We start from the raw sequence: 26,100 nt of genomic DNA, 5'->3' as shown, positions 1-26,100 counted from the left end.
ATAATTGAGAATTGACAATGGACAATTATGTCACAAAATAATCCTTTTATTTTTCACCAATTATTCAATAAATAGAAAACAAAAAACTACAAAAACAACACACCTAAAAAGGCGTTTTGTTTTTGTAGTTTATCTCTTAATCTCTTACTACATAAACCATATTTCATTTTTTGTTGAAGATACTGCCGTGGCTCCTGCTTGAAGTGCCATCATTATATCCTCTTTATCTTCAATTAATCCTCCAGCAATAACTGGTAGATTAGAAAAACTAACTATTCTTTTTATAATCTTTGGCATAACACCAGGTAAAATTTCAATAGCATCCGCATATCCAGAATTCATATGTTTTTTACTTCCCTCAAGGGACAATGAATCTAGTATAAAACATCGCTGTACTGTTATAAGCCCTTGTTCCTTAGCATTTTTTATCATACTAGCTTTAGTGCTTATAATTCCATCAGCTTCTGTATTTTCTTTTAGAAAATTTATTATAATATCTCGATTTGAAAGTCCGTCAATTAGATCAATGTGAACAATGGCTATTTTATCACTATCTTTAACTTTCTTAACTATGTTTCTAATGTTGCATATATCACCAAATAGAATAAACACAACCTTCGAATCCGCTTCTAATGCTTTTTCAAGTCCTTCCATATCCTTAACAGCAGATACTACAGGTACATCCTCTAAAGCTTCATAAAACAACTTTCCCATCTTAATACCTTCTTACTATTTATTATAATATAATTGTTACATAAAATAAAGTAAATGAAAAGGTTTTTCCTCATATTTTTAAAAAATTGCATAAATTATTGTGAATTTATGCAATTTTTCTCAATAGCACTGTTAATTTTTACTTATATATTTATGCTATTAACCATTATTTTTAATTTTCTCTTTATCTATGTCTACCACCCTTAAAGGTTTTACTGTTGGTCCTTCTATTATTTCACCTTTTATAGTAAATCTTGAAGCGTGGCAAGGACAATCCCAGCTTTTTTCACTATTATTCCATTGAAGCTCACATTGCATATGAGTACATATTATCTCAACACCATAATAATTACCTTGCTCATCTCTATATACACCTATTTTTCTTCCCTCATATTCAACTACCTTACCTTCACCTTTACCTACATTCTTAATAGATTTTTCAGGATAATCTAATTTTCCTTTAGTATATCTTTGTGTGAACTTGGAAGCATTCCCTCCCAGTTCCTTAATTGATGATGCTACATTAAATCTTGAAGGAGTATAAACATCTATCCAAGGGCTTTTACCAGTACTTATTAAATCAGTAATAATCATTGCTGCAACAGTTGAGCTAGTCATTCCCCACTTTTGAAATCCTGTAGCAACATATAAATTTTCTGTATTAGCAGAGTATTGGCCTATATAAGGTACTCCATCTAATGGTGTCATATCCTGTGTTGACCATTTATATATAATCTCCATACTTTCATAAAGTTTTTCTCCGTATTTCTTTAATGCCTCATAGCATTTCTCAGTATTGTAAAACTCTCCAGTTCTATGAGATTCTCCACCTAATAACAATACATCTCTGTCACCTAGTTTTTGTGTTCTAAAAGATCTTTTAGGCTTCTCTGCACTTATATACATTCCATCTACATTTATGTTTTTAGTATCTAATCCTAATACATAGGAACGCTCTCCATGCATTCTTACAAAATAAAGACCATGACTATTTAAAATAGGGAAATGAGTTGCAACTATAACCTTATTTGCAGTTATCTTTTCATCTTTAGTTGAAAGAATTAGTTTTTTATCCTCTTTATCCACATCTAAAATTCTAGTATGCTCAAATATGTACGATCCATCACCATTTACCTTTTCTGCTAAAGCTAAAAGATATTTTCTAGGGTGAAACTGTGCTTGATTATGAAAAACCACTCCTGCCTTTATATCAAAAGGAAGAGCTACTTTCTTAGCAAACTCAGCAGATATTCCTAAACTTTCAGCAGCCTTTACTTCCCTTTCTATTTTATCTATGTATTTCTCAGATTCTGTGTAAACACAAGCTATTTTTTCTTCAAAATCACAATCAATATTATTTTCTTCAATAATCTCCTTTATCTTTTTAATTGCTGATTGGTTTGCATCTGCATATTGTCTAGCTTTTTCTTTTCCAAAATCGTTAATGAGTTTATCATAAATTAAATCATGCTGAGAAGTTATTTTTGCAGTAGTATTTCCTGTAGTATTTTCACCAATTCTATTTCCTTCAAATACGGCAACATTAAATCCACTTTTCTTTAGCATATAAGCAGTGCTAATCCCTGCAAGTCCACCACCTATTATTGCAATATCAATTTCAAAGTTACCATTTAGTTTTTCATAATTCGTGGTTTTTGTAGTGTCTAACCATAGAGATTTATTTATATTTATCATAATATTCCCTCCTATATATTAATTTTTACAAATAAGAGGATTATTATTTACAAAATGCTAATTTTATAATTATTATATGTTTATAATTATAATATGATGATGCTAGCTTTAAAGTTGATGAATATCTTAAAATAATTTACATTTTTAATGTTATAATTAAAGATATTCTTTTAATAATTCACACTTCACAATTGTGGAGGCTTCTCCTATAACGGAGAAGTTTTGAATTAATTTCAACTATAATTATAAATTATGAAATATGAATTAAAATATTTATATAGTGGGGTATCAGATGAAAAATCAAAAAAACATAAGAGAAACTTCTGCATTTAAATTATTTTTACATTCTTACAATAGATTGATGTTTACCTATTGGGAAAATCTTATTTTGAAACGATATATAAGCTTTTAGCTATGATAGTATTTATTCCTATGATTTCTATGATATTTAATGGACTATTATCTATTGCAGGTTTTAAAGCAATCACTAATAATGAACTTTTAAGATTTGGTTTTAGTAGATATGGCTTTTTAAGTGTTTTAATACTACTTCCTATAGCTATAATTCTTATTTTCTTAGAATTTTCTATACTAATTATAATTTCTTATTATAGTAATAAAGGAAAAAGGGTTCTCATAGGGGATGCTTTTATAAAATCTCTTGGATATTTACCTTCTATATTTAAATATGGAATTTTAGGAATAGCAACATACCTTCTTCTTTTAGTTCCATTATTAAATATAGGCATAGGTTCTACTCTTTTACCTTCTATAGAAATACCTAATTTTATATCAGGAGAGTTATTTAAAACTACAACTGGGATAATATCTTATACAATAACTTTTGCTATTATTATATATTTAAATATTAGATGGATTTATTCTCTTCATATTATAGTACTTGAAGGAAATAACAATTTTAGAGCTGCTGCTAAAAAAAGCAGTAAAATGGTTAAAGGGAGTTACTTTAAAATTGCGCTAAGAGTGTTAGTAAGTATATTTATATATGTATTATTTATGCTTTTATTAATATCTCTATTAGCCTTTGTATTAATATTAATTTACCTTTTACTAAGTAATATAATTGCAGAAGAAAGTATTATTTCTTCCGTGATAACGTCCATTTTCTTTGCATTAGTGGTTATTGCTTTTTATATTTCTACATCAATAATTACTCCTTTCTATATAAATCTTATAACTAAATTGTATTTAGATAGATGTGATAAAAATAAAATCAATATTGAAAAGAAGAATATAAAAACTGCTGATGACAATACAAAAAGCTTTTTAGTTAAATATAAAAAATCCTTTGTTGTTTTTCTTTTATTGCCATTTGTAATTATTTCTTTTGTTCTACCTATAGTTATAGATCCTTTTGAAGGTGGCTATACAGATTTAGTAATTATGGCACATAGAGGAAGTTCTTTACATGGTGTGGAAAATACTCTAGAAGCAATAGAAGGAGCTATAAATGAAAAAGCTGATTATGCTGAAATAGATGTGATTCAAACTAAAGATAATGAACTTGTAGTAATACATGATTTTAATTTAAAAAGGCTTGGGAAAGTTAATGCTAATATCTACGAACTTACCTTAGATGAAATAAGAGAAATAACATTAAAGCAAGGTGATTTTACAGGTAAAATTAGCACCTTGGATGAAATTATTAAATTTTCTAAGGGAAAAATAAAGCTAAATATAGAAGTAAAGTTACATGGAGAAGAAGAAGACTTTGTTAATAAATTTATAGGAATTATTAAAGATAATGATTTCATAGACCAATGTGTAGTTCAATCTACAGATTTTCCTATTTTAAAAGAAATAAAAAAAGCTGAACCTAAGCTTAAAGTAGGATATATAATATATGCTGGACTTCCTAAAGTTGAATTTATCGAAGTTGACTTTTTAACAATAGAAGAATCCTTAGTAACAGATAAAATTATACATGCTTCTAGATTACTAAATAAACCTATATATGTGTGGACTGTAAATAGTAAGAGTTCTATGGAAGGCTTTTATCTACTAGGTGTAGATGGAATAGTTACGGATGATGTTCCTACTGCTAAAGAAGTAGTAGCTGAAATGAAAGAAAAATGATTTTTTACTATATATGAAGGTAGAAACTAGGTTCTTACTAAAATAATTTTGGGCTATCCAAAATGGATAGCCACAAAATTAAATTCATACTAGTATAAATTTAATTATAACTGAGTTTTTATAAAATGGCATTAAGAAACCAAATTATATTTTTAATATTAAAAATATACTAAAAATTCGTTATATATTATTTTAAAGAATCAAGATTAATTATTTATCTATCATAATCATATTCTAGAGTTCTTTTACTCTCTTTCGCTCCTATTTCCATAGATCTTTTTACTATTTTCTCTAAATAATCATTTTCTGAATACTGTCCTATTGAAGCTAATACTAAAGAGTCTCTTAAATACTTACTATTTTTTTCAAATAATGTCTCTTTCATTGGAAAGCCATGATGTTCTGCATACTGACAAGCAAATTTCATTGTTGTTCTTGTGTTGCCTTCTCTAAAAGGATGAACTTTCCAAATTTCAGCTATTATTTCTGTAAATTCTTTTGCTTTTTGATCTAATGGCATTTCACCCCAATTGATACGATTTAATTTATTTATTGCTTTCTCTATATCAGTTTTAATTAAAGTAAAATCTGAATACTCTACTGACATCCCATCTAAAACAAATTCTGCTTTTCTCATATTTATAGTTCGTATTTCCCCTGCCCAATGATATAAATCTTGAAAAATATGCTTATGGATTTTTTTCATATGTTCAAAGTCAAATTCCTTGATATCTACCTCATCATCAACAGTAACTAATCTCTGTACTGTAAAATCTGCCTCTGCTTGATTCAATGTTTCTAAATCTCTTATGTTTAACTTATTAATAAGTACGTTTGTACCTTTATACAAATATGAATCTGCCATAGTATCACCTCTATTCGCTTTCAGGTACTTTATACTTTTGAATTAGTTTCTTGATATTATCTTCAATCTCAGTTTTGCCCTTTATATAGTCTTCTAGCATCACTTTACATTCCTCTGAAGGCTCAACTCCATCTAGCGAATTAATTGCAATTGCTGATCGTACTTTTTTTAATCTTTCTTTTCTTTCATCTTTACTTGTACTCAATTTCTATCACTCCAACTTCATAATATATTTACTCATATACTTTCTACAAAATAAAAATATAAAATCATATACCTCACTGTTTAAAAATATAAAAGATTTATTTTTCGCTTCAATGTTGACAGTTTATTCTGAAAATTTATGTAATTTTAATAATCTAAATAGATTATCTTTATTATATTATAATTTTAACACATTCTAAATAATATAAGGACTTTATATATATTTAGAATGTACTTTTATAAATTTAGGGAGTAACTTAGTAAAATATTTTTATTTCCAATAAAAAAATTCTTATCCATGAATTAAAAATTAAGAATGAAAAATGAAGAATTATGGTTAAAACTCCACGCCAAAACCTTTGGAGTTTTCTAGAGTATATTTTATTTAAAGAAATTCATTAAAATGAATTTTATCCTAAATTCTCTATTCTTAACTATTAATCCTTAATTTTCAAGAAATTAAGCTATTTTGTATGAATCTCTATTTTGAGTTCTAATATTATACTCCTGTAGTTATGCAACTATATGCTTCTTATACATTATAATAATTTAATAAAATCTCCACTTATATATCCAACACCTTTTCCATAATCTATGCTCCACCAACCGTTTAATAAATAGCATAGTCTAACCTTATCTCCATATTTTAGTTCCCCAATTATATCATGGTTTATGCTTCTACCATTTCTTACATTTAGGATATCTGCTGTTACAGTTCCATATTTAAGATTCTTATTAACTTTATTTTCAAATCCATCTGCTATTGCTTTAGCTACATTTTTAACCCCTGCTCTTTTATATATCTCTACATCCTTTGTAGCTTCAACAAAGCATACCTCAATTATCATAGCTTCACAACTAGTATTTTCTAGCTCTCCTAGTGATCTACCACTGTCAACTAAATATTTAATACCACGATTCTTAAAACCTAGGTTTTCTAGATTTTTCAATATTGTAGTAGCCTTTTCAATAGCTAATTTTGAATTTCTATCATATACCCAAATTTCACTGCCTAGCGCTCCATCATATCTTTCATATGCATTGTTAAAATGGATAGAAAAATATATATCTAAATTACTTGAGTTGGCTTTGTTAATACCATAGTTTAACTCCTGTGGATAAAAACTATCCTCTGGTGGTTGACAGTCAGTTAAATTGTGCTGAACACTTAACAAAGAGTTCAATTCCTTAATAATTTTTTTTCCTTCTGTTAACTCATCAATAATTCCCCTCGCGCCAGGTGAAGCTTTTGTATGACCATATCTATTGCCTATTCTCATTTACTTAATCTCCCTCCGCCTGTTTTATCAGCTTGTTTAACTACTTGGTTAGTTAATACAGTAGTTCCTGTTACCAAAACTCCTTGTATAATTGACTGTATGCCAAAACCTAAAAGCAAATTAGAGGATAAAATCCCTAAAGATAATAACACTAGAGGTATTATTTCATCTTTTACAGCATTAGATTGTTTTAAAAATATCCCTATAATATATAAAACTGGTATTAATATTAATGCCTGCTCTACTATAAAATCTTTAAATTCCATAAAAAACACCTCTACTTTTTCAATATAATCTTTATTTCTTCTACATCTTTTTCTACTTTTTCAAATTTTTTATTATTCTCTGCTAAGTTTTGTATTATAGCTTGATTCTTCTCTATAGCTTGATTTAGTCTATTTTCTCTCTCCTGTGTAGTCTTAAGCACATAAATTAAAAGAAATACAAACATTGTATACCCTAGTCCTTGACTAATTGCTACTTTTATTATTTCTGCCTCCATCTCAACGCCTCGCTTTCAAAATAAAACAAAGCCAAAAGATTTTTCTAAATCTTTTAGCTTTGTTTATATAATCCATTAATATATAACATTACTTTTACATTATAAATCCATAAGCAGTATTTTCATCTAAATTCTCATTTTTAATAATAGCAGCACCATAAATTTCGCTAAACTCTAATGAAGTTATGGAAGCTTTACCTTTTATATAACTAAACTCTCTAATAGTAGCTTTACCTTTCAAATCCTTTTGGATTGGTATAATTGCCTTACCTCTTAAGTTATCATCTTTTACTAGTATTAAAGCTTTTCCACCAATTTGAATTTGGCTTATAATCGCCTTACCTTCAAATATATTTCTTTGTTTTGCAATATGCGCCTTACCTTTAAATAACTGTTTCTTAATTTGAATAATAGCTTTACCATCTATCGTTTTAAATGCTATTATGTTAGCCCCACCATGCAATTTTTCATTAGTATATCTAATTAATGCTTTACCATTGAATATTTCTTTTCTTACTTTTACTCTTACTTTTCCATCTATTTTGCTGGATTTAGCTACAAATGCTTTACCTCCTAATTTTTCATTGGCATATCTAACTTTAACTATACCCCTAAGTGTATCATTAAATTTAATAATACTAGCAGTACCTTTTAAGTTATCATCTTTATCTAAACTTGTAATTTTTACTTTTCCATAAATATCATCGATATTTCGTATACTTGCTTTACCATTTATTCTATATTTCCAACCACCTATAATATTAGATATACCTTGCAAACTATCATTAAAAGTTTGTATATTTGCTTTGCCTTTAATACGTCTAGTATAAGCTATTCTTACCCTACCTTTAATAGCAGTTTGACTAATAATTGCCTTACCTCTTAATTGCTCATCAATTATATCATGTATTATTTCTACTTTTCCTTGCAATTTCTCATCAAAGTTCCTTATAACAGATTTAGCTCTTAAGGAGTCATTAGCTTTACTAATTTTAACAATACCCTCAATCATATCTGGATATATTCTAGCTTTTGCACGGATTTTGCTATACATTTCATCTTTATCAATATATGCTTTACCCTCAATACCTTTATAAGCTTTTTGTATAGATTCAATGCTTACTTTACCATCTATTCTATCTGCTGGCAGTATAAATGTATCAGGGTCAAATACTTCTATTTCTAGCTCTGGAGCATACAATCTATTATAGTATTCTTTTGATAAAAAGCTTTTAAATTGCACCTGTTCTTCATCAAAAGCCTTCAGTAAAAATCCATAGTTGCGTTCAATATTATAATACCAATCTTTTGCTATGGACTTAACATCAAAAGTATATTTAAATAGTCCCTCTTCGACTTGCTCTATACTTATTAATTTCTTTCTTTGCGGATGTCCATTCCATGTAATACTGTTTTCTATCCAATTTCTATCTGCACTATTAATTTCTAACCCTTCAAAAGCCTTTTTATCCTGTGAGTACAAGGTTAAGCTAGCTCTTGTAATATGACAATTTAATGGCATTTTGGATATATCAAATTTAATAAAACTTCTATATCTAAATCCTTCTTTATCTCTTCCTACTCTTATATAAGGATATTCACCAAAGGATAGTGACTTTTGCTTTTCACTAACAAAAGTATCTTCAACTGGTGAAAATTTAAAACTTTCTCTAGGGTAAGCCTGTATTCCAAATGAACCTTCCATTTTATTTGATGGATAGCCTTTAATAAACAACTTACCTTTAACTCCATCACTTATTAAAGTTCCTATTTCCACTTTACCGGTAAACCCGTCTAAAAAAGTGGTAGCAGACCATATATTACTCTTACCACTTACCCCATAATTAAACCATGCAAGATTATAGCTACCTTCCATTTTATTAAAATCCTGCATTGTTTGCCTAGTTTTTATTTTAGCTGTTTCATCATTGCATTGATTACTCACAACCCCACTTCCCTTCTAAATTTTACTTGAAGTGGAATTTACAGTAATCTCAAATCTTCCACCCTGCTCTTGCTCTATATCAGTTTTTACTCTAATATAAAAAGGAATTACTTCTTCATTAGGTAATTTGTCAATTTTAATTTCATGAGAACCTATAAAATTATCTTTTTCACTATCAATTAATATATCTGAACCACTAGGTATTAAATTTTCTGTTACTTTAATAACAACATCTTTTATATTATATCCACAAGCATTTTTTAAATAAACAGTCTTTACTTCACTTGTTTTTCCTGCTAATATATTTCCAAAGTTTAACCTCTTAACAATATTTCCTAAGTCATCAGAATAATATCCACCTAATTCATCACAAAATAATAGTCCACTATACTCTCCAATAAAATTGTAAGTAAGTGAACTTTGCTTTTCATATTCATCTTTAACAAATACTTGAATGACATTATTACGTCCTACACTGATTTCATTACTTTTAAATTTTCTAGCTATAGAATAAGGGGTATCAAAGTAATTTGACCAATCTCCATCTAATGGATATATCTGCTTGCCATTTAGTAACATTCTGTATTTAATTTTATTTTTATCATCATCGCCTATTTCTAACCTCATTAACATTCCTGTCATTGTAATTAATAGCTTAGGCTCTCTATTATAAAGAGTTAAGTTTCCACTATTTTTAACTATATCTCCATTTTCCTGCTCAACTGTAATAGTTGCAACATATGGATTTTCTGATGTTTTAAAGGTATCTTTTCTTATAACAGCTTCATCATCAATATCATATTTAATTTCAATTACTTCTTTAATAGGCTTTTCTAAAGTATTAATTTTTACATCATATTTATATTCCATAAGCCTATGAGCATTTAACATTAGCTTAGGCTTTGAATCAGGATTATTTGGCTTTATCCTTATCTTAGGTTTATCTAAGGTCATAATAAATCTTTTATCATATGTTATGTTTTTATGAAGTTTTAATTCTTCTTGGGATGAATTATAAACTAAAACCTCTGCATCCTCTGATAATTCATTATATTCATTTTCGTTTAATGTGAGTTTATTACTTCCATATTCCATAAATGTTTCTGATGTTAAATTTGATTGTGTTATTCCTTTTAGCTTTGATAGTGGGTTCATCTGATATATAAAGTTATTGTCACTTATAAGGTAATTTTTAAAGTTTAATTGAGAAAAAATTAATTGGTCATTAGTTCCATTCCATTTATACCAAAATACATACAATTTATTATTATATATAACACTATTAGAAGTATAAGCACCTTTACTATTATTATAATTTAAGCCATTATCATCACTATTCCACTTATTTTCATCATAATATTTATATCTTATTTGATAGTCATTTCCATTATATTCATACCAAAATATATATAATTTATTATTATATATTTTGCTATTAGAAGTATAATAAATAGGTCTACCTGTATCATAATTTAAACTACCATTGTCACTATACCACTTACTGCCATCGCAATATTTATATCTTACTTGAAGAAAATTTTTATCATTATATTCATTCCAAAATACATATAATTTATTATTATAAATTATACTATTAGGATATTTAGCACTTTTATTAACGTTATAATTCAAATTACCTAAATCATCATTCCATCTCTCTCCATTATAGTATTTATATCTTATTTGATCATTAGTTCCATTCCATTCATACCAAAATACATATAGATTATTATTATATATTATACTATTAGGATAAGCTGCAGAGTTTTTATAATTCAAGCTACCATTATCATTATGCCATTTCTCTCCATCATAATGTTTATACCTTAATTGATATATGCTTCCATTAGGTTCTATCCAAAATACATATAATTTATTATTATAAATTATACTATTAGGATACTGAGCAGATTTGCTTTTATCATAGTTCAAACTATCAACATCATTGCTCCATTTATATCCATCATAATATTTATATCTTAGTTGATGCACAAATTCATTACGCTCATGCCAAAATACATATAATTTATTATTATATATTATACTATTAGGACTTTCAGCATGCTTACCTGCATCATAATTTAGTGAATCATTATCGTTATTCCATTTGACTCCATCATAATATCTATATCTTAATTGCTCAACAGTTCCATTTCTTTCTCTCCAAAATAAATACAGTATATTATTAAATATAATACTATTAAGATCATGAATGTAGTTATTTTCATTATAACTCAAATTTTCATCAACCTTTTTCCAATTACTATATTCTATTCTTTTTAATTCCTTAAACATCACTTTCACCCCCACTCTCTATACATTTCCCTTCTAATACACTTTTATAAGATTTATCTTTTAACTTAAAACTATATATTTTTTTGTTATCTTCTGTTGTTATGATATTAGCGTAATCTTGTTCTAGGGTTAATTGTTTTTCTGTTAGAAAATTTAAATTTGTTCCATCTATTGTGCCCAAATTTGTATTTCTTTTTAATAAATTATCTTCATATACATATTTAAATTGTCCATCAATTAAGGAAAACTCATACATATTGAATTCAATAACTCTATTATATATTTCTAAATTAGATAAATCGCCAATTAAATTTTAATTATCATTATCATGTATTTTACCTATAAGAAGAAAATTTGTTGGTGTAAAATCTAAAGACATATTTATTTTAATTTCATCTTTAGAAATAGTTAAATTATCTATGAAAATTTTTAGTATCAAGTTATCTGAATCAATTGTTATTAATACTCTATGCCATTTACCATCGCATATTGAAGTAGGTGCACTTAAAGACATTTTTTCGTCTTTATTTCTTATATTAAATGATAATGTGCCATCAGCTCTAATATTGCAATCATACCCAGATGTTCCTGGATTGGTAGTATGCTGAGCAAATATCCATTCATATTTATTTGGTTTAGAATTCTTTCTAATTTCAAAATATATACTTTTATTAAATTTAGGAATTATATGGTTATTAAATTTAATACAACTACCAGCAGTACCATTAAATTTAACGAATCTTAAATTATTTTCATTTAGTTTATTAACGCCAATATAAGTACCATTATTTGCACTTCTGCTTATATCTCTACATGTATTATCATTATCATTAAAATTGTATTTACCTACTAAATTATTACTATAATCTTCTTTATGGTTGTACTGTTCAATCACATTTATCACCTTCTTTACCCTATCAAGCTTACATTCTTTATATCATTGTATTCCTCATTGTCAATCTCAAACTCAACAATATTATTATTTATATTGTTTTCATGTATCTCATCAACCATTATATATGGGGTTGTTATTTCATATCCATAAGGGTAATCTTTTCCTTGTTGTACAATAATATCTTCATCTTTTATTGTAATTTCAGCATTAATACCCTCTTTGATATCTTTAGGTATTATATCACTCCATTGAGTACCTAAGTATATTCCATGTAATTTATTATCTGTACTGTCAAAGCAAATATTTCCTTCTAGTTCATTCATTCTATAAAGCGCAATTAAGCCTTCCTCATCACCTTTTAGAGGAACGCCTGTCCATTGTCGTTCTTTATCTTTTTCCCATACTCTTACTTCATAAATCCAACCTTCAAAGGAATTACCACATATCTTTAGTTCATTACCTAACATACTTACTAGAGTGTTATTAGTTATACACGTAAATTCACTTTCATTTTTAGCTCTTTTTATTATTTGTATAGTAATTTCTGATAGAACTTTAGGAAAACCAGAAATATGCACATAATCCACATTAGGTTTAAAATATCTACTAAAGCTCCGTTGAGTTTTTATATTAATATCACAATTTGCAACTGTTTCATTATCTTCTTTATCTTGCATTGTAACAGTTAAAATATGCGTCTTATCTCCTTTTTTAGCTGCATCAATTTTTTCTTTTGGTATCATAAATTCTTTATTAATTTCTCTATAGTCAAATTGACCATAATCTTGTATAATTTCATCGTCCAGTTTAATTTGATATTTAAAATCCTCTTGCTTAATACCTTCAATCTCTAATGAAGCACCTTCTACATATTTGTTATCAGTATAAACTAACAATTCTGGGTTTTGAAGATTAAATCTATCAAATATATTTTTTCTTTTACCTTTAATTTCTAGTTTAGTATTATCAATATTTTCTCCATTAGGTTCATACATCATTATTTCAAATTCATCTTCAAGTAAATCATAAATTTTATAGGTTTCTATACTATATTTAATACTTTTACTCTCTTCACAGTCTATTAAATCAATATTATCTTTAATATCATTAAAATCTATAGGTTTATTAGTTTTCCATACTTTAGAAGTATCATCTAAATTCATGACCATTTCTTTACTATTTAATAATGTAGTTAAAATACTTATATCATCTGCACCGTATTTTTCATACCATTGCTCTAATTGAATATTATCAACAGGTTGTCCAAGATTATAAAAGTTATGTTTGATAGAATAGTAGTCTTTATCTTGTTTAATTAAATATTTATTAATAAATACTTTTTCAAGGAATTGCATTTGACCTATTGTGCACCATTCACTATCATAAAATTCCATAAATTCAATTTTTAAATATCTATATTTTTTGCCTGGTCTTTTATAAGTATATTCATTTATATTTGTATCTCTTTTTATATTATCTATAATATCTATTTCATCATAGTTAGTATCATCATTACTCATTAATATTTTTATTTTTTTAGGTAAATTAGGACTATCTGTTTTGTTTCCTTGTATTGTTACTTTAGAGGGGCTTACTTTAGTAATAAAGTCTATTTTTAGCCAATCATTGAAAGAAGGATATCTGACCTGAAAACCGGTTTGTCCCCCTAATTCTTGATGATTGTCAAATGCTAGATAAGGATAATATTCTTTGGCACCATTATGCCATTTAGAAGCTGTAAAATTTTCTTTATTTAAATTATCCGTCAAATCATCCGACCATCTTATCATATTCTCACTCTCCAATCATATAAAAATGAATATTTTAAGAGGTTAAAGTTATTTAATATTAAAATTCTCTTATTAATGCCTCAAATTTACTATTATTTATTAATTTAAATCTATTTATTAGTATCTATAAAGTTTAAATACTTTTTATAAAGTTACTTTCTCAATTAATAAAAATAAATTATAAAAACCTTTATTTTAAAAATTATTATCTTTTGTTATATAGAACTCTTAATAAACTCTATGTTCTCCCAATTTTTCTTATTTATTTTTGTATTATAAACAATACCATTTTCTAATATCTGATTTTTTTTTAGTTTAATATTTGAGCTCTCTTCATTAAATAAATCTTCAATATCCTCTAGTCCATATTCTTTAAATATATCTTCACTAGGAGGATAAGCTCCTACTTGCCCATCATCGTCATAGACTTTTTCTCCACCACCAATTAAAAATAATGTTTTAACTGATGGAGCATCTAAATCTACGAATAACTGCATTTCAAATATATATAGTAAAGCACCAGCCCCTTTTGTTACATTAATCCTGTAATATCTATATGGTCTTTTATTATCGAATTCATAATAACTCCATTTACTCCCATCTTTCCCTCCTACAATACTATGAAGTACAACCCATGTTTCTCCATCATTACTTCCTTCAAAATTCCAATCTACAGGATAGAATGAGGCATGCGAAAGTATTCCATATCTTTTAATTATATATCTATTAAAATTGAACCCTACCTTTAACCAACCTGTATTTTCGCCAGTCTTCGTACACCAATAATTGCCTCCCCCATAAATACCATCAAATGCTTTCCATGCTGAATTAGTAGTATCATACTCACTACTGGCACTTACAACAGTATCAGTTTTTTCATCTGTATATCCATTCATTGTAGGCATTACACTCTTCCAATTTGCCATTATCTCACCTTCTTTACTAAGCTTTTTACAATGATTATTTTATTTAATCTAAAGCTAAACTCTTTATCTTAAATTCACTATATCTTTTTAATTCACTTATGGAAATGTTAAACATTTTTCCTTCTGACATTTCTAATGTGTTACTATTTTGTAATTGTTCTTTTTTATCTTGTATATTTGATATTTTATATGGTATTTTATAATTTTTATTTATATAAATATTTTTATAAATATTATTTTTAATTGGAATATCTATTGCATAATTACCAAACAATTCAATTTCATCAATAACTAAATATCTACTTCCATTATTTTTACTTATATTAATTCTAAAGCATTTAAAATATCCACCTTTTATATTAAATATTTTATTTTCTGCCTGTGTAAAACTTTGTTCGATTTTATTGTCTAATACCTGCCAATTAAAACCGTCATTACTTCCTTCGAAAATCCATTCTCTAGGTGCTGTGGTTGGTGCATCATATAAATTTCTACTTTGTATAGAGTATCTGTTGACAAATGCACATTTAGGCAGATTAATTTGTATCCATCCTTTTTTTACATTATCAGCACATGCCCAACTATTTCCATTACTACTACATGGTTGTTTGTTAAATGCTTTATAACCTTTATAATCATTAGAGAAAATACTGCTTGTAAGTATTTCAAATCCATCTTGAGTATCAGAGTTCATTTTTGGTATTAAACTTTTCATAATTCTATATGTCACCTTCTTTTACTTTCAGAATACTGATTTTATATTAATTTATACTTCATTTCATATTTATATCTATATCATTAATATAGACTCCATAAATTTTTGTTAACAGCCGTCCTTTAATGTTTATAATATAAATGAATTTAATTTTATATTTAAATAATGATCTTTGATTAACAATTAAAGTCATCTAAGAATTTAAAACCCTTCAAATCTAATCTGTTTTTATATGGCAAATTATATTCATTTCTATATCTATTACCCTATTAAATTTATACTCTCTATATCTTTGTATTCATCATTATCAACTTTGAATTCAACAATATCATTTTCAATATCGTTTTCATGTATCTCATTAACCGTCATATATGGGGCTGTTATTTTATATTCATAGGGATAATCTTTTCCTTGCGGGACAATAGCATTTTCATCTTTTATTAGGATTTCTCTGTTTATTCCTTCTTTAACACCTGTTGGTACTATTTCACTCCATTCAGTGCCTAAGTATGTTCCATGTAATTTATTATCTGTACTATCAAAACAGATATTTCCTTCTAGTTCATTCATTCTATAAAGCACAATTAAGCCTTCCTCATCACCTTTTAGAGGAATGCCTGTCCATTGTCGTTCTTTATCTTTTTCCCATACTCTTACTTCATAAATCCAACCTTCAAAGGAATTACCACATATCTTTAGTTCATTACCTTGCATACTTACTAAAGTATTATTAGTCATGCAAGTAAATTCTCTTTCATTTTTAGCTCTTTTTATTATTTGTATAGTTATTTCTGATAGAGTTTTAGGAAAGCCAGAAATATATACATAATCTACATTAGGCTTAAAATATCTACTAAAGCTCCGTTGATTTTTTATATTAACATTGCAAGTTTCAGATGCCTCACTACCTTGTCTATCCTGTATACTCACAGTTAGAGTATGTGTTTTATCACCTTTTTTAACCACATCAATAATTTCCTGTGGTATTGTAATTTCTTCATTAACTTCCTTATAATCGAATAGGCTGTAATCCTTTATAATTTCATTGTCTAGTTTTATTTGATATTTAAAATCTTCACCTTTAAACTCTTCTGACCATAATGATACTTTATTAAAATGCTCATAAGGGATATATAATAGAACTTCAATTTCATTTTTACTTAACTTTCCTAAATTACTAGTATTAATAAGTGAAATATCTTTAAATCCGTAGTCTTCAAAATGCTTCTTTGCTAAAATTTCTCTTTCAATTTCTGGTATCTCAAAAAACTTATCATTATTGATTCCTTTTTTTATTGTATAGTACTTGGATCCTTGTTTAAGAATAAATTCAGAAAAACTTAAATACTTAGTATCACCACGGCCATTTCCATTCCACTGTATTCCATATTTTTGTCTATCACCTTTAGCTTTTTCTAACCACAATGATATTGTATTTATATCTTTATAAGGCGTATAAAATAAAATTTCAAATTCATTTTCAGCTAGTTTTCCTAAGTTACTATTATTAATAAATAGGATATCTTCAAATCCATGAGTTTCAAAATGTCTCTTCGTTAAAACTTGAGTTTTAATTTCTAAAACCTCAAAAGTTTCACTATTAGCTACCTTTTGTAGTGTATAGTATTTAAGGTCTTGTTTAAGTATAATTTTAGAAAAACTTAAATATTTGATACTACCATAACCATTACTACTCCATTGCACTCCATATTTCATTTATACCACCTCCCTCTATATCTGAGTTATTGCAAAAATTTATGGTATAATACAAGCTTTGTATGCTAAAATCTTTTATATATTTAAATAAATAATGTATATAACTAAAAATATTATATAAGTTATATTTGTATTAGTGCATATATTCTTAGTTTTTTAATTAGAAAGTAACTACGCAACTAATAGAAGACGGTCTTTCTTGAATGTTGTAATATTTTCTAAATGTAAAAACACCACCTGCATCTCCATCATTGTAAGCCGCTCCTCCAGACGCCAGCTTATAACTTGGATTTAAAATTCCACTATCATAAAACTTGGATGTACCTGAGACACCACTAGATTTAATTATAAACCCCAAGCTTTTTGCTGAATGTATTTCACTTATATATCCACTTACAGTACTACTTAAGCCCGTAGAATATATAGAATACTCATTACCACTATCATTAAAGCCTTTATTACCTATCTTTATATTCGTACTACCATCACCTAAAATTCCATCCACCCAATAAGAACAATTCCCCCACATATCTTCTATTCCTCTATAAGACATTTGCTTCTTTCCTGTAGTTTCGCCATAGCTATAATTACCTTTAATTAATGTAGCACCAGTATTTGCTTTGTCACTATTGCCATCCACATATCCTCTTCCTAAGATAGTTTGACTATCATAATTACCATATTCTACCACAAATAGCAATTGGCAAGCATAAAATAAGTTATAGTCTAAAATTCCCCAACCAAAACCGTTATTCTTAGCATAATTTCTACTATCGCCAATTTGTATTTGAGTTAGTGGTAGCTTATTTGGTAGACTTCTTAACATGTTATTATTATCTTTCCATCCTAAAAAAGCAGCTCTATATCTATAATCAACTTCTTTTGCTATACCTGTTGAGTCATCACATCTTTTATCTCTACATCTGTAAAAGGCTGGATGTAATTCAAAACCTTCTTCTAAAGTATCAGATATTACCCATATGTGACCTTGATCATATGTTCCATCCATATTATAAGGATATTTAGTGTAATAAAACTTAGGTATTTCAACCATACAATTTAGTCCATCTTTTTCATATTGATTCCAATCCACATTAGAACCATCTTCCCATTTATTTGTATCTTCTGGGTGATGATATTTATATACTGTTCCATCTTGTCTTAAAGCGCATCTTTTCATTCCTTTCCAAGGTAAGCATTTATCTGGATCAAAAGGTCTATTGTCAGTTAAAATTAAAGACATAATAAAATCCCTCCATTAATTATTCCATTTCAATTTTTCTAATTTTAAACTTGTCCGTTTTTCCTAAATCACTAATTTTCATAGTAAACACCTTTCCATCTTCTAAAATTTCAAATTCATTATATTGTGTTACTTTTTCACTGTGTTTTGAATTTGATATTTTATATGGAACCTTATGCTCTTTTATATAAATATTTTTGTATATTGTTGTATCATGTATGGATATATTTGAATATTTTAAGTACTGAATGCTACCATTATCTTTACTATCCCATTGTATTCCATACCTCATTTACACACCTTCTCTACTATTAATATTAACGTTACTTCAATTTATACTGAACCTCAGCTCTAATGTTATTAACTAATTTTATAGGTATAGATTTAATATATTTCCTGTCTACTTTTATTAATAACTTACCATTATCTATATCTTTATTGCTTACTAATTTAAATTTAAACACTGGAACATCATCATGATTAACTGATAGCAGTGGTTGAAAATTTAATTTTAAGTCCATTAAATCTAACTTAGTCTTATATCCAAAACTATATCCACATAAATGACTGCTTGAATCTTCCGTATTTATATCTGCATAGTAATTGTGGTAACATATACAGTCATTATATAAATTAAAAGTATTAGTTAATTCATATTCCTTTCCTTCATCATCAACTAAAAAAAACTCTACTATTCTTCCATTTAAATCAAATATTCCTGTAGGTATTTGATAGTGCAGATTTACACCACAACCTACAATTCCAAAATTTAATAATCTTTTTCTATCTATATCAAAACTATTATTTTCTAATTCATTAATTAACCTACCATTTGTGAATTCTGCAACCCACATAAAGCCATTATCTCCATTTATACTATAGAGCTTAATATCTTTGATTGTATTCATTGATTTACCTCCTTAAAATAAAAGGAAGTGAAATTTCTCACTTCCTTAAGTATATTTATTTATAAATCTATACTGTTCTTGATGAATAATAAATTCTTACTATAAATGCTACTTCTCCAGCATCAGCAGTGGTTGGTACAATCATCTTTAATTGAACCTTAGCATAATTATTTCTACAAATATCATCTTCAAAATTACCTGTATTAATTCCTCCACTAATTTCTTGTGTACCAAAAGTATCTGTTGTATCTTTGTCTTTTCTACCTAATGCTTCAAAATTTAGTTTTAAAATTTCACCAGTATCTTTATCTAACCCTACTGTTGTCCATCCGCTAATTTGTTCTCTCTCTTCACCTTTTATTGATTTAAAAGCTCTTGCTCTCATCCAAGGTTTTTCTTCATTACCTCCCCTTACAAGTGGACTATCTGCATTACCTTCATTATAAGAGCCATCAGTATACCTTCCATCTCTAACTGTTAGCTCACAATTAGTCATAGTTTGTGATGCTTCTCTTCCACCTTTGTTATTCCAAATATAGAAAGTTTGAATGGTATCATCAGAAGTTGCTTCATTACCAGCTTTTATAACTCCTAAATCCCACATATTTAGTTCACCTTTACCATCTTTAAGTCCAACTTTATCGTATTTTAATATCTTGCTATCCTGATCTATATAATCCCAGTACCATTTTACATCTGGTTTACTCATTGCCATATTAAATTCCTCCATTAAATTTATAACTTTTATCTTATATTTTTATCGTGACTTCAATAGTTATATTTTTTATATTTTTACTTAAAGAAGCTATCCTAAGTCTAAAATAATCCCCTTCTCTAACTCTATTATTAATTATTGATGTAATTTCAGCTCTCTTCTTTCCATAATTAAAGAGAATTGGATAGTTAGTATCTGTTACTAAGTCCCAATTCTCCAAATTATTTTCAAAAGAATATTTATCAATTTTTTCTAAGTATAATGATGTAGGGTCATCTCCTGCCAATCTACAAAAGGCACTTATATCTTCAATTTTACCATTACAAGGGAATTGAAGTAATATAGGTTGTAATCCTTCCTTTGGTTTTTCCCCTAAGTAAAATACCATTGTTTTTGTTTTAAAGTATTCAGGAAGTACATTCTTTGCATCTTCACCTTCAAGATTTCTTTGTGCCTTTTCTTCTATACCATTTAACTTAACATAATCTTTAGCTCTCATTAAGCCTGAGTGCTCCGATGTAACTTCTGGTATTGCCCCTGTTAAATTAGAAATATATTTCCATTCTGCTCCATTCCATCTATAACATTTGCCATCTAATTTTGTTTGAACAGTCCAGCCTATTTCTGGTTTATTATAAACTTGTAAAATATCCACATAAGTCTCAACAGGTTCTTGCCAAATTAATCTAGTGTTTAATCTGTCTATATGAGCTAATTCAGTTTCTTTAACAGCATTTTTTATAGCTTCTATACATTCTTTTATTTTTTCTCTCATTATATCAATGACATTTTTAGCTTCATATGTTGCACTTTCTGCTTTTTCTGTTGCAAATTCTGCATTTTCTGCGGCAGCTTTAGCACTTTCTGTAGCAGCCTTAGCTTCCCTTGTAGCAATTTCAGCAAGTCCTATATGATTATCTATTTCAGAAATTTTTTCATCTGCTTTTTTGATGTAGCTATCTACATATTCTTTAAATTCATTGTATTTTTGAGATACAAACTTAGTAAAATCTTTTACTTTCTCATCGGCATAAGCTATTTTTCCTTCTACAAACTTTTCAAATCTATCGTATTCGGATTTTAAATGATCTGTAAATTCTTTTATTTTCTCATCGCACCACTTAATAAATTCTTCAGTTTTTAAATGCATAGCATCAATCAACTCTTGAAGATTATCTACAGCATAGGGGTTAGGACTATGAACCCATATTCTATCTGCAGGATATTGTACTATTCCACGTCCCATGTATTCTACATTTAATGTTTTGCCTTCTTGGCTTGGATGGAATGCAATCATACCTGTTTCATAGTCTACATAGAATTGATTTTCTTCTAATTTAGGAATTTCACTATATTCCTCTTTATAGATTTCATAAAAATTTTCAATTCTAACATGATATGAAGCGTCTGGAGTTTCTTGCAACTGAGATTTATTGTTTATTATTTTAATTTGCTCAACTTTTTTTTCATAGGGATCATCATCTTGGCCACTTCTTAGTTTCCACCTTATAGTATGAAAATACTTAAATTTTAACATATACTTTTCACCTCCTTTCACTTAGATTTTTATAATAAAAAACCACTAAGAACTAATTAAATTAGAACTTAGTGATTTATTTATGATCTTTATTATCTTCTAATATAGGACTATTTAAAGTATCTAAAATATTATTCATTACTTGTAATTCTTTAAAGCCTTTAATTTCTACTCTATCTAATAAGGTAAATAAATTATTCACCATTTCCTCTGTAAATTCATATCTAACTGCTTTTTTCTGTGAATTTTGCATAGAAAATCCTCCATTAATTATTTTTCTTATCTTTATCCTGTGGAAACATTAGAGCTTCCACTAGTAATTTTTATACCAGTACAGCCACTTGCACTTAAGCTGCCTCCTACATAAGCAGCTTTTTTACCATTAACAAGTACTGTTTCTTTTCCATCTACTATAGTCGCAACAGTAGAAGTATTAGATGGATAATACTCATGATATCCTCTCATCGTCCAACTTAGTGTAGCTGTACTACCGACATAAGCAACAGGATTCCCATTAACAGAGATATTATTACTACCATTTTCAATTTTTCCTGTGGCAATGCTAGTATTACTTTCCCAATCTCCCCAATATCCGTCTTCATCTTTCCATGGACTATACCATCTTCTACCTTGCCAATGTGCAATCCCTTCTATACTATCACCTACTCTAGCAACCTGCGGCATAAAATCACCTCCTTTTAGTTAAGGTCAATTTTACTTCCTTTTAGTCTTATTCCACTACTTGATATCTCTATATAATTATTATCATTTGCCTTTAATAAAATTTTACCATTTTCAATTTTTATATTGGCATTTGCTGGATCTCCATTAGCATTGCTATCATAGGAAATAATTATTGCACTACTTCCTAATGCCATGTAACGTTTAAAGGATTTACCTGCTAATCTTACAGTATTTGTCCTCTTATTTAACTCTACTGCTCCTACCTCGTTATATATTCCAAAGGCATTTTCTTCATTTACAGTTAACCACCCCTTTGTGCTTCCATCAAAGCTAGTTAACTCAACTTGTCCACCTACTTTTCTATTACTACTAGCAACATTGTCATGATCGGACTGAGCCGTTATCAACATTCTATTTTCGCCCTTTTCATTAGTTAATTTTAGAACTCCAAAATCTCCTTTACCATGTTTTGCTGATAATATAGCTCTTGAAACTTTATCTTTTCCTTTTAAGTTTAAAGTTCCTGCATCATCTCCAGTAAATACACCAAGTTCTGCTCGCTCTTCACCTTGATTATTATATAATTTTAAAAAGCCGCCATTATACTGTGCATTTGGTGATGACCCTAAGAATACGTTATTTTTACCATTCCAATCATTGATAAGTAATTTTCCACCTTTGCTATTGTCCTTATACATATCACATAATATATTTCCATCCTTATTACCTAAGGCTGCATCTTTCAGTACTCTAAATCTACCACTGGCATCAACTTCACCATTTTGATTGGCATTAAAGACTATTTGTCCATTAGAGTTTCGTATCCATATAGCACCATTATCAATTTGAAGCCCTGTGTCATCAAGTCTAGTATTGGTGTTTATTATATTAAAGCTTTTAGCATATATATTACCTTCCATGTCTGTATACATTAAGTCTTCCCAACCAGAACCTTTTCTACGTTGTATTTTAAATCCTATTTCTGGGTTCATATATATACGGTTAGTAGAGTTTTTATTTTCAAGAGATAAATCCATATTAATAGCTTTCATATGATTTTCATCTACAAGAAAAGAGCTTTCTCCACTACTGTTCATATTGGTTATAATAAGCTTATTTGACCCAACCACTTTACCATATAATTGCTCTGCTACTACCCCGTCAGCAGTAATTGCTGTAGAGCAGCTTTTCCAATTGTCCTTTGTAAGTGCAATAATATTGTTTAACATACGAATTTGCCTATCTTCATTATCCATATGTTTTAGACTAATACCTCTTTCTGTTATGGAAATATTTTGAAGTCTTCCACTTAATACTGCGTTTTTAGCTGAGTCCAAACTAGAATTTATTATTTTACTAATTAAATCTTGGTTTCCTATACTTAAATCCCATTCATGCTTAAAGATATTTAAAGTATTGTTAGCTCCTGCACTATCTTTAATTAAATCACTTAAAAACTTAGCAGGATCATCTAGCTCTTCAAGATTGCTAATAGTTAAATCTAGCATATTTTTATCAATATTGTGCACTATCTTAACCAATCTTGCTTCTAAATCTATGTCAAATTCCTTATAACTAATAGTTATAATATCACCTAATTGAATCTTATCCCAAGCTCTTTGGCACTGAACAATATTTAAAAAATCCACCACATTAATACTAAAGGTCAATGTAGGTTTGCTCAGTTTTTCTAAGGCTGCCTTTCCAGCAGATAATAATTCAAACTCATCTATATAATTGGCATTATTCCAAGTATCTTGTTTTATAAAATGATCTAATAACTCTAGCTCGTTTTTTGTAAAATTGTTCTTTTTATCTAGTGCTATCTTAATCTTACCAATTTCATCTATCTTTTTTTCAATATATTTTTTATTATTATCTATCTTTTCTTCAATAAGTCTAATTTTATTTTTAATTTCATCTCTAATAGTATTTAGTGAAGTTAAATCTTTAGCTTTATCAACATCTGAAACATTTACTCTTAGCTCATCTCTAACATTAATTCCATTGCTACCTGTACCTGTAACAACTATAGGCTTATCACTATTCTTTTGATTTTTGTGTATTTCAATATCTATATTATCCTGTGCTATATTTAGCTCAACAGTTAAGTCTACTAGTTGATTTTGCAGCTCAATTTCTTCATTTCTTAACTTTTCTAAGTCCTTAAGTAAATTTAAAAAAGTAGGTGTATTTGTTTCTACCTTGTTATCATATTTTTTTATATTATCTATTAAGCTTTGAGGCATATACTTGGTATTCATATAATAACTATAATCTTCTATATATAGCTGTCCTGTTGGATTAACTCTAGCTATGTTTAAATTATCTTTTCCATAAATCATCATTCTAGTAACTACTTCATCATCATTTAGATTTTCTTCAATACTTTTAAGATAATTTTTTTCTGATATAAATAACCCTCTATTTTTAGTTATAGTATCAATGTGATAAACATTAATTAGTTTTTTTATAGTATCAAATATAACTACGCACTCAAAGGTTTTTTGTATATCATCATAAATAACATCAATCCATGATCTATCAACAACATCAAAAGTTCTATATTTTCTATGATCTTGACCTAAGCTAAAATCTTCTCTGACTTTTTTATCAATGAAACCTACTCTCCAGGAGGTTTCATCTTCAAGTATATTTAATATACCTTCTCCAGTTTCCGCTATTATCTTCATAGTAACTTTTATTTTAAAATTGATTTGATCAATCATTTCATAAGTAACTAAAATACCCTCAGTTTTAGAAATAACATCTTTACTATTCCACACATATTGCGCCACAATAGTATTATAGTTGTCGTATATTCTCATATGAATATTTTTACCTTCTTCTGTTGTAAAAGGCTCAGTATAGTTGTTCCATTTAATATTGTCAAAACTATATTGCATTTTGGTTATAGTGCCATCTTTTATATCTTTATATAACTGTCTAGTACCTCTTAAAATTCCTAATTTTCTTTTACTTAATTTGTATTCTCTACTATAAGCATGAATATATTTATCCTTAATAGCTTCATTGTTACTCTTTTTTATCTCATTAATAACAAAGATTTTCTTATTGTTTACTTTAATTAAATAATCATCTTTAATTAACTCCCAATGCTTATTTTTTACCCTCTTATGTTGTTTTGTTATATAATAGGGCATAGTAAATTGTAGTTCATCTATACCTTTAAAGTTCAATGTAAACCCTATATCAAAAGCTTCTTTTAAAACACAAACCTCTGTTCCATCAGGCTTACAAAGTATCATCTCCAAATCATCATAAGCATTTTTTTTATCTTTATCTATATAGACTAAATGGAAGATATCGTCCTTTTCTACTTTATCTCCATTAACATAAATAATCCCCATAAC

General features: G+C 27.7%; 24 protein-coding genes. 1 reads left to right on the top strand and 23 read right to left on the bottom strand.

Features of this window, described 5'->3' with window-relative positions; translation table 11 throughout:
* Positions 1-147: 147 nt before the first annotated feature.
* Both ACY1IQ_RS14395 and ACY1IQ_RS14390 read right to left on the bottom strand, forming a co-directional pair.
* Complete coding sequence (locus ACY1IQ_RS14395; RefSeq protein WP_461614603.1) at positions 148-714, bottom strand: glycerol-3-phosphate responsive antiterminator; 567 nt, start codon at positions 712-714, stop codon at positions 148-150.
* Between the two features lie 159 nt (positions 715-873).
* Positions 874-2,409 carry an FAD-dependent oxidoreductase gene (locus tag ACY1IQ_RS14390; RefSeq protein WP_461614602.1) on the bottom strand — a complete coding sequence of 512 codons (1,536 nt, stop codon included), beginning with the start codon at positions 2,407-2,409 and terminating at the stop codon, positions 874-876.
* Between the two features lie 372 nt (positions 2,410-2,781).
* Here ACY1IQ_RS14390 and ACY1IQ_RS14385 point away from each other — a divergent pair, with 372 nt between their 5' ends.
* Positions 2,782-4,506, top strand: a complete 1,725-nt coding sequence (locus ACY1IQ_RS14385) for a glycerophosphoryl diester phosphodiesterase membrane domain-containing protein (RefSeq protein ID WP_461614601.1) — start codon at positions 2,782-2,784, stop codon at positions 4,504-4,506.
* 214 nt (positions 4,507-4,720) lie between these two features.
* On the opposite strand, the gene ACY1IQ_RS14380 is transcribed toward ACY1IQ_RS14385, so the two are convergent.
* From ACY1IQ_RS14380 to ACY1IQ_RS14280, 21 genes are all read right to left on the bottom strand, one after another.
* On the bottom strand, positions 4,721-5,371 hold the full coding sequence (locus tag ACY1IQ_RS14380; protein WP_461614600.1) for a Fic/DOC family protein: 651 nt from the start codon (positions 5,369-5,371) through the stop codon (positions 4,721-4,723).
* A gap of 10 nt (positions 5,372-5,381) precedes the next feature.
* Complete coding sequence (locus ACY1IQ_RS14375; protein ID WP_461614599.1) at positions 5,382-5,576, bottom strand: antitoxin VbhA family protein; 195 nt, start codon at positions 5,574-5,576, stop codon at positions 5,382-5,384.
* A gap of 538 nt (positions 5,577-6,114) precedes the next feature.
* Positions 6,115-6,855, bottom strand: coding sequence for an N-acetylmuramoyl-L-alanine amidase (locus tag ACY1IQ_RS14370; protein WP_461614598.1), 741 nt, complete (start codon positions 6,853-6,855; stop codon positions 6,115-6,117).
* Positions 6,852-7,121 (bottom strand): phage holin family protein, encoded by a 270-nt coding sequence (locus ACY1IQ_RS14365; RefSeq protein ID WP_461614597.1) that lies wholly within the window; start codon positions 7,119-7,121, stop codon positions 6,852-6,854. Before ACY1IQ_RS14365 ends, ACY1IQ_RS14370 begins: the two co-directional genes overlap by 4 nt.
* 11 nt (positions 7,122-7,132) lie before the next feature.
* On the bottom strand, positions 7,133-7,357 hold the full coding sequence (locus tag ACY1IQ_RS14360) for a BhlA/UviB family holin-like peptide (RefSeq protein ID WP_461614596.1): 225 nt from the start codon (positions 7,355-7,357) through the stop codon (positions 7,133-7,135).
* Between the two features lie 94 nt (positions 7,358-7,451).
* Positions 7,452-9,302, bottom strand: a complete 1,851-nt coding sequence (locus ACY1IQ_RS14355) for a DNRLRE domain-containing protein (protein ID WP_461614595.1) — start codon at positions 9,300-9,302, stop codon at positions 7,452-7,454.
* Positions 9,303-9,317: 15 nt separating this feature from the next.
* A complete protein-coding gene (locus ACY1IQ_RS14350) occupies positions 9,318-11,597 on the bottom strand; it encodes a hypothetical protein (RefSeq protein ID WP_461614594.1) in 2,280 nt (759 codons plus the stop codon).
* Entirely contained in the window at positions 11,590-11,853 is a 264-nt protein-coding gene (locus tag ACY1IQ_RS14345) for a hypothetical protein (RefSeq protein WP_461614593.1), read from the bottom strand. Before ACY1IQ_RS14345 ends, ACY1IQ_RS14350 begins: the two co-directional genes overlap by 8 nt.
* A 57-nt stretch (positions 11,854-11,910) precedes the next feature.
* Positions 11,911-12,492: a LamG domain-containing protein gene (locus ACY1IQ_RS14340; RefSeq protein ID WP_461614592.1), complete on the bottom strand. Its 582-nt coding sequence runs from the start codon at positions 12,490-12,492 to the stop codon at positions 11,911-11,913.
* A gap of 14 nt (positions 12,493-12,506) precedes the next feature.
* Positions 12,507-14,282 (bottom strand): discoidin domain-containing protein, encoded by a 1,776-nt coding sequence (locus tag ACY1IQ_RS14335; protein WP_461614591.1) that lies wholly within the window; start codon positions 14,280-14,282, stop codon positions 12,507-12,509.
* Positions 14,283-14,497: 215 nt separating this feature from the next.
* Positions 14,498-15,208, bottom strand: coding sequence for a discoidin domain-containing protein (locus ACY1IQ_RS14330; RefSeq protein ID WP_461614590.1), 711 nt, complete (start codon positions 15,206-15,208; stop codon positions 14,498-14,500).
* A 43-nt stretch (positions 15,209-15,251) separates the two neighbouring features.
* Positions 15,252-15,923 carry a discoidin domain-containing protein gene (locus ACY1IQ_RS14325; protein WP_461614589.1) on the bottom strand — a complete coding sequence of 224 codons (672 nt, stop codon included), beginning with the start codon at positions 15,921-15,923 and terminating at the stop codon, positions 15,252-15,254.
* A gap of 261 nt (positions 15,924-16,184) precedes the next feature.
* Positions 16,185-17,639 carry a hypothetical protein gene (locus ACY1IQ_RS14320; RefSeq protein WP_461614588.1) on the bottom strand — a complete coding sequence of 485 codons (1,455 nt, stop codon included), beginning with the start codon at positions 17,637-17,639 and terminating at the stop codon, positions 16,185-16,187.
* 160 nt (positions 17,640-17,799) lie between these two features.
* Positions 17,800-18,882 carry a hypothetical protein gene (locus ACY1IQ_RS14315; protein ID WP_461614587.1) on the bottom strand — a complete coding sequence of 361 codons (1,083 nt, stop codon included), beginning with the start codon at positions 18,880-18,882 and terminating at the stop codon, positions 17,800-17,802.
* A 19-nt stretch (positions 18,883-18,901) separates the two neighbouring features.
* Positions 18,902-19,174 carry a hypothetical protein gene (locus tag ACY1IQ_RS14310; RefSeq protein WP_461614586.1) on the bottom strand — a complete coding sequence of 91 codons (273 nt, stop codon included), beginning with the start codon at positions 19,172-19,174 and terminating at the stop codon, positions 18,902-18,904.
* 31 nt (positions 19,175-19,205) lie between these two features.
* Positions 19,206-19,790 (bottom strand): hypothetical protein, encoded by a 585-nt coding sequence (locus ACY1IQ_RS14305; RefSeq protein ID WP_461614585.1) that lies wholly within the window; start codon positions 19,788-19,790, stop codon positions 19,206-19,208.
* Positions 19,791-19,857: 67 nt separating this feature from the next.
* Positions 19,858-20,505: a hypothetical protein gene (locus tag ACY1IQ_RS14300; protein WP_461614584.1), complete on the bottom strand. Its 648-nt coding sequence runs from the start codon at positions 20,503-20,505 to the stop codon at positions 19,858-19,860.
* Between the two features lie 34 nt (positions 20,506-20,539).
* A complete protein-coding gene (locus ACY1IQ_RS14295; protein WP_461614583.1) occupies positions 20,540-22,042 on the bottom strand; it encodes a hypothetical protein in 1,503 nt (500 codons plus the stop codon).
* Positions 22,043-22,118: 76 nt separating this feature from the next.
* Entirely contained in the window at positions 22,119-22,295 is a 177-nt protein-coding gene (locus ACY1IQ_RS14290) for a hypothetical protein (RefSeq protein WP_461614582.1), read from the bottom strand.
* A gap of 32 nt (positions 22,296-22,327) precedes the next feature.
* Complete coding sequence (locus tag ACY1IQ_RS14285) at positions 22,328-22,726, bottom strand: hypothetical protein (protein ID WP_461614581.1); 399 nt, start codon at positions 22,724-22,726, stop codon at positions 22,328-22,330.
* A 14-nt stretch (positions 22,727-22,740) separates the two neighbouring features.
* Positions 22,741-26,097 (bottom strand): phage tail protein, encoded by a 3,357-nt coding sequence (locus tag ACY1IQ_RS14280; protein ID WP_461614580.1) that lies wholly within the window; start codon positions 26,095-26,097, stop codon positions 22,741-22,743.
* Positions 26,098-26,100: the final 3 nt, after the last annotated feature.

The sequence above is a fragment of the Clostridium sp. Marseille-QA1073 genome, assembly GCF_054863625.1.
This window is presented reverse-complemented; position numbering and strand designations above follow the sequence as displayed.

Excerpts from the sequence above, each read along its gene's own strand:
- ACY1IQ_RS14395 (WP_461614603.1), bottom strand. The coding sequence starts at position 714 with ATGGGAAAGTTGTTTTATGAAGCTTTAGAGGATGTACCTGTAGTATCT.
- ACY1IQ_RS14390 (WP_461614602.1), bottom strand. The coding sequence starts at position 2,409 with ATGATAAATATAAATAAATCTCTATGGTTAGACACTACAAAAACCACG.
- ACY1IQ_RS14380 (WP_461614600.1), bottom strand. The coding sequence starts at position 5,371 with ATGGCAGATTCATATTTGTATAAAGGTACAAACGTACTTATTAATAAG.
- ACY1IQ_RS14370 (WP_461614598.1), bottom strand. The coding sequence starts at position 6,855 with ATGAGAATAGGCAATAGATATGGTCATACAAAAGCTTCACCTGGCGCG.
- ACY1IQ_RS14365 (WP_461614597.1), bottom strand. The coding sequence starts at position 7,121 with ATGGAATTTAAAGATTTTATAGTAGAGCAGGCATTAATATTAATACCA.
- ACY1IQ_RS14360 (WP_461614596.1), bottom strand. The coding sequence starts at position 7,357 with ATGGAGGCAGAAATAATAAAAGTAGCAATTAGTCAAGGACTAGGGTAT.
- ACY1IQ_RS14350 (WP_461614594.1), bottom strand. The coding sequence starts at position 11,597 with ATGTTTAAGGAATTAAAAAGAATAGAATATAGTAATTGGAAAAAGGTT.
- ACY1IQ_RS14345 (WP_461614593.1), bottom strand. The coding sequence starts at position 11,853 with ATGTATGAGTTTTCCTTAATTGATGGACAATTTAAATATGTATATGAA.
- ACY1IQ_RS14335 (WP_461614591.1), bottom strand. The coding sequence starts at position 14,282 with ATGATAAGATGGTCGGATGATTTGACGGATAATTTAAATAAAGAAAAT.
- ACY1IQ_RS14330 (WP_461614590.1), bottom strand. The coding sequence starts at position 15,208 with ATGGCAAATTGGAAGAGTGTAATGCCTACAATGAATGGATATACAGAT.
- ACY1IQ_RS14325 (WP_461614589.1), bottom strand. The coding sequence starts at position 15,923 with ATGAAAAGTTTAATACCAAAAATGAACTCTGATACTCAAGATGGATTT.
- ACY1IQ_RS14320 (WP_461614588.1), bottom strand. The coding sequence starts at position 17,639 with ATGAAATATGGAGTGCAATGGAGTAGTAATGGTTATGGTAGTATCAAA.
- ACY1IQ_RS14315 (WP_461614587.1), bottom strand. The coding sequence starts at position 18,882 with ATGTCTTTAATTTTAACTGACAATAGACCTTTTGATCCAGATAAATGC.
- ACY1IQ_RS14310 (WP_461614586.1), bottom strand. The coding sequence starts at position 19,174 with ATGAGGTATGGAATACAATGGGATAGTAAAGATAATGGTAGCATTCAG.
- ACY1IQ_RS14305 (WP_461614585.1), bottom strand. The coding sequence starts at position 19,790 with ATGAATACAATCAAAGATATTAAGCTCTATAGTATAAATGGAGATAAT.
- ACY1IQ_RS14300 (WP_461614584.1), bottom strand. The coding sequence starts at position 20,505 with ATGGCAATGAGTAAACCAGATGTAAAATGGTACTGGGATTATATAGAT.
- ACY1IQ_RS14295 (WP_461614583.1), bottom strand. The coding sequence starts at position 22,042 with ATGTTAAAATTTAAGTATTTTCATACTATAAGGTGGAAACTAAGAAGT.
- ACY1IQ_RS14290 (WP_461614582.1), bottom strand. The coding sequence starts at position 22,295 with ATGCAAAATTCACAGAAAAAAGCAGTTAGATATGAATTTACAGAGGAA.
- ACY1IQ_RS14285 (WP_461614581.1), bottom strand. The coding sequence starts at position 22,726 with ATGCCGCAGGTTGCTAGAGTAGGTGATAGTATAGAAGGGATTGCACAT.
- ACY1IQ_RS14280 (WP_461614580.1), bottom strand. The coding sequence starts at position 26,097 with ATGGGGATTATTTATGTTAATGGAGATAAAGTAGAAAAGGACGATATC.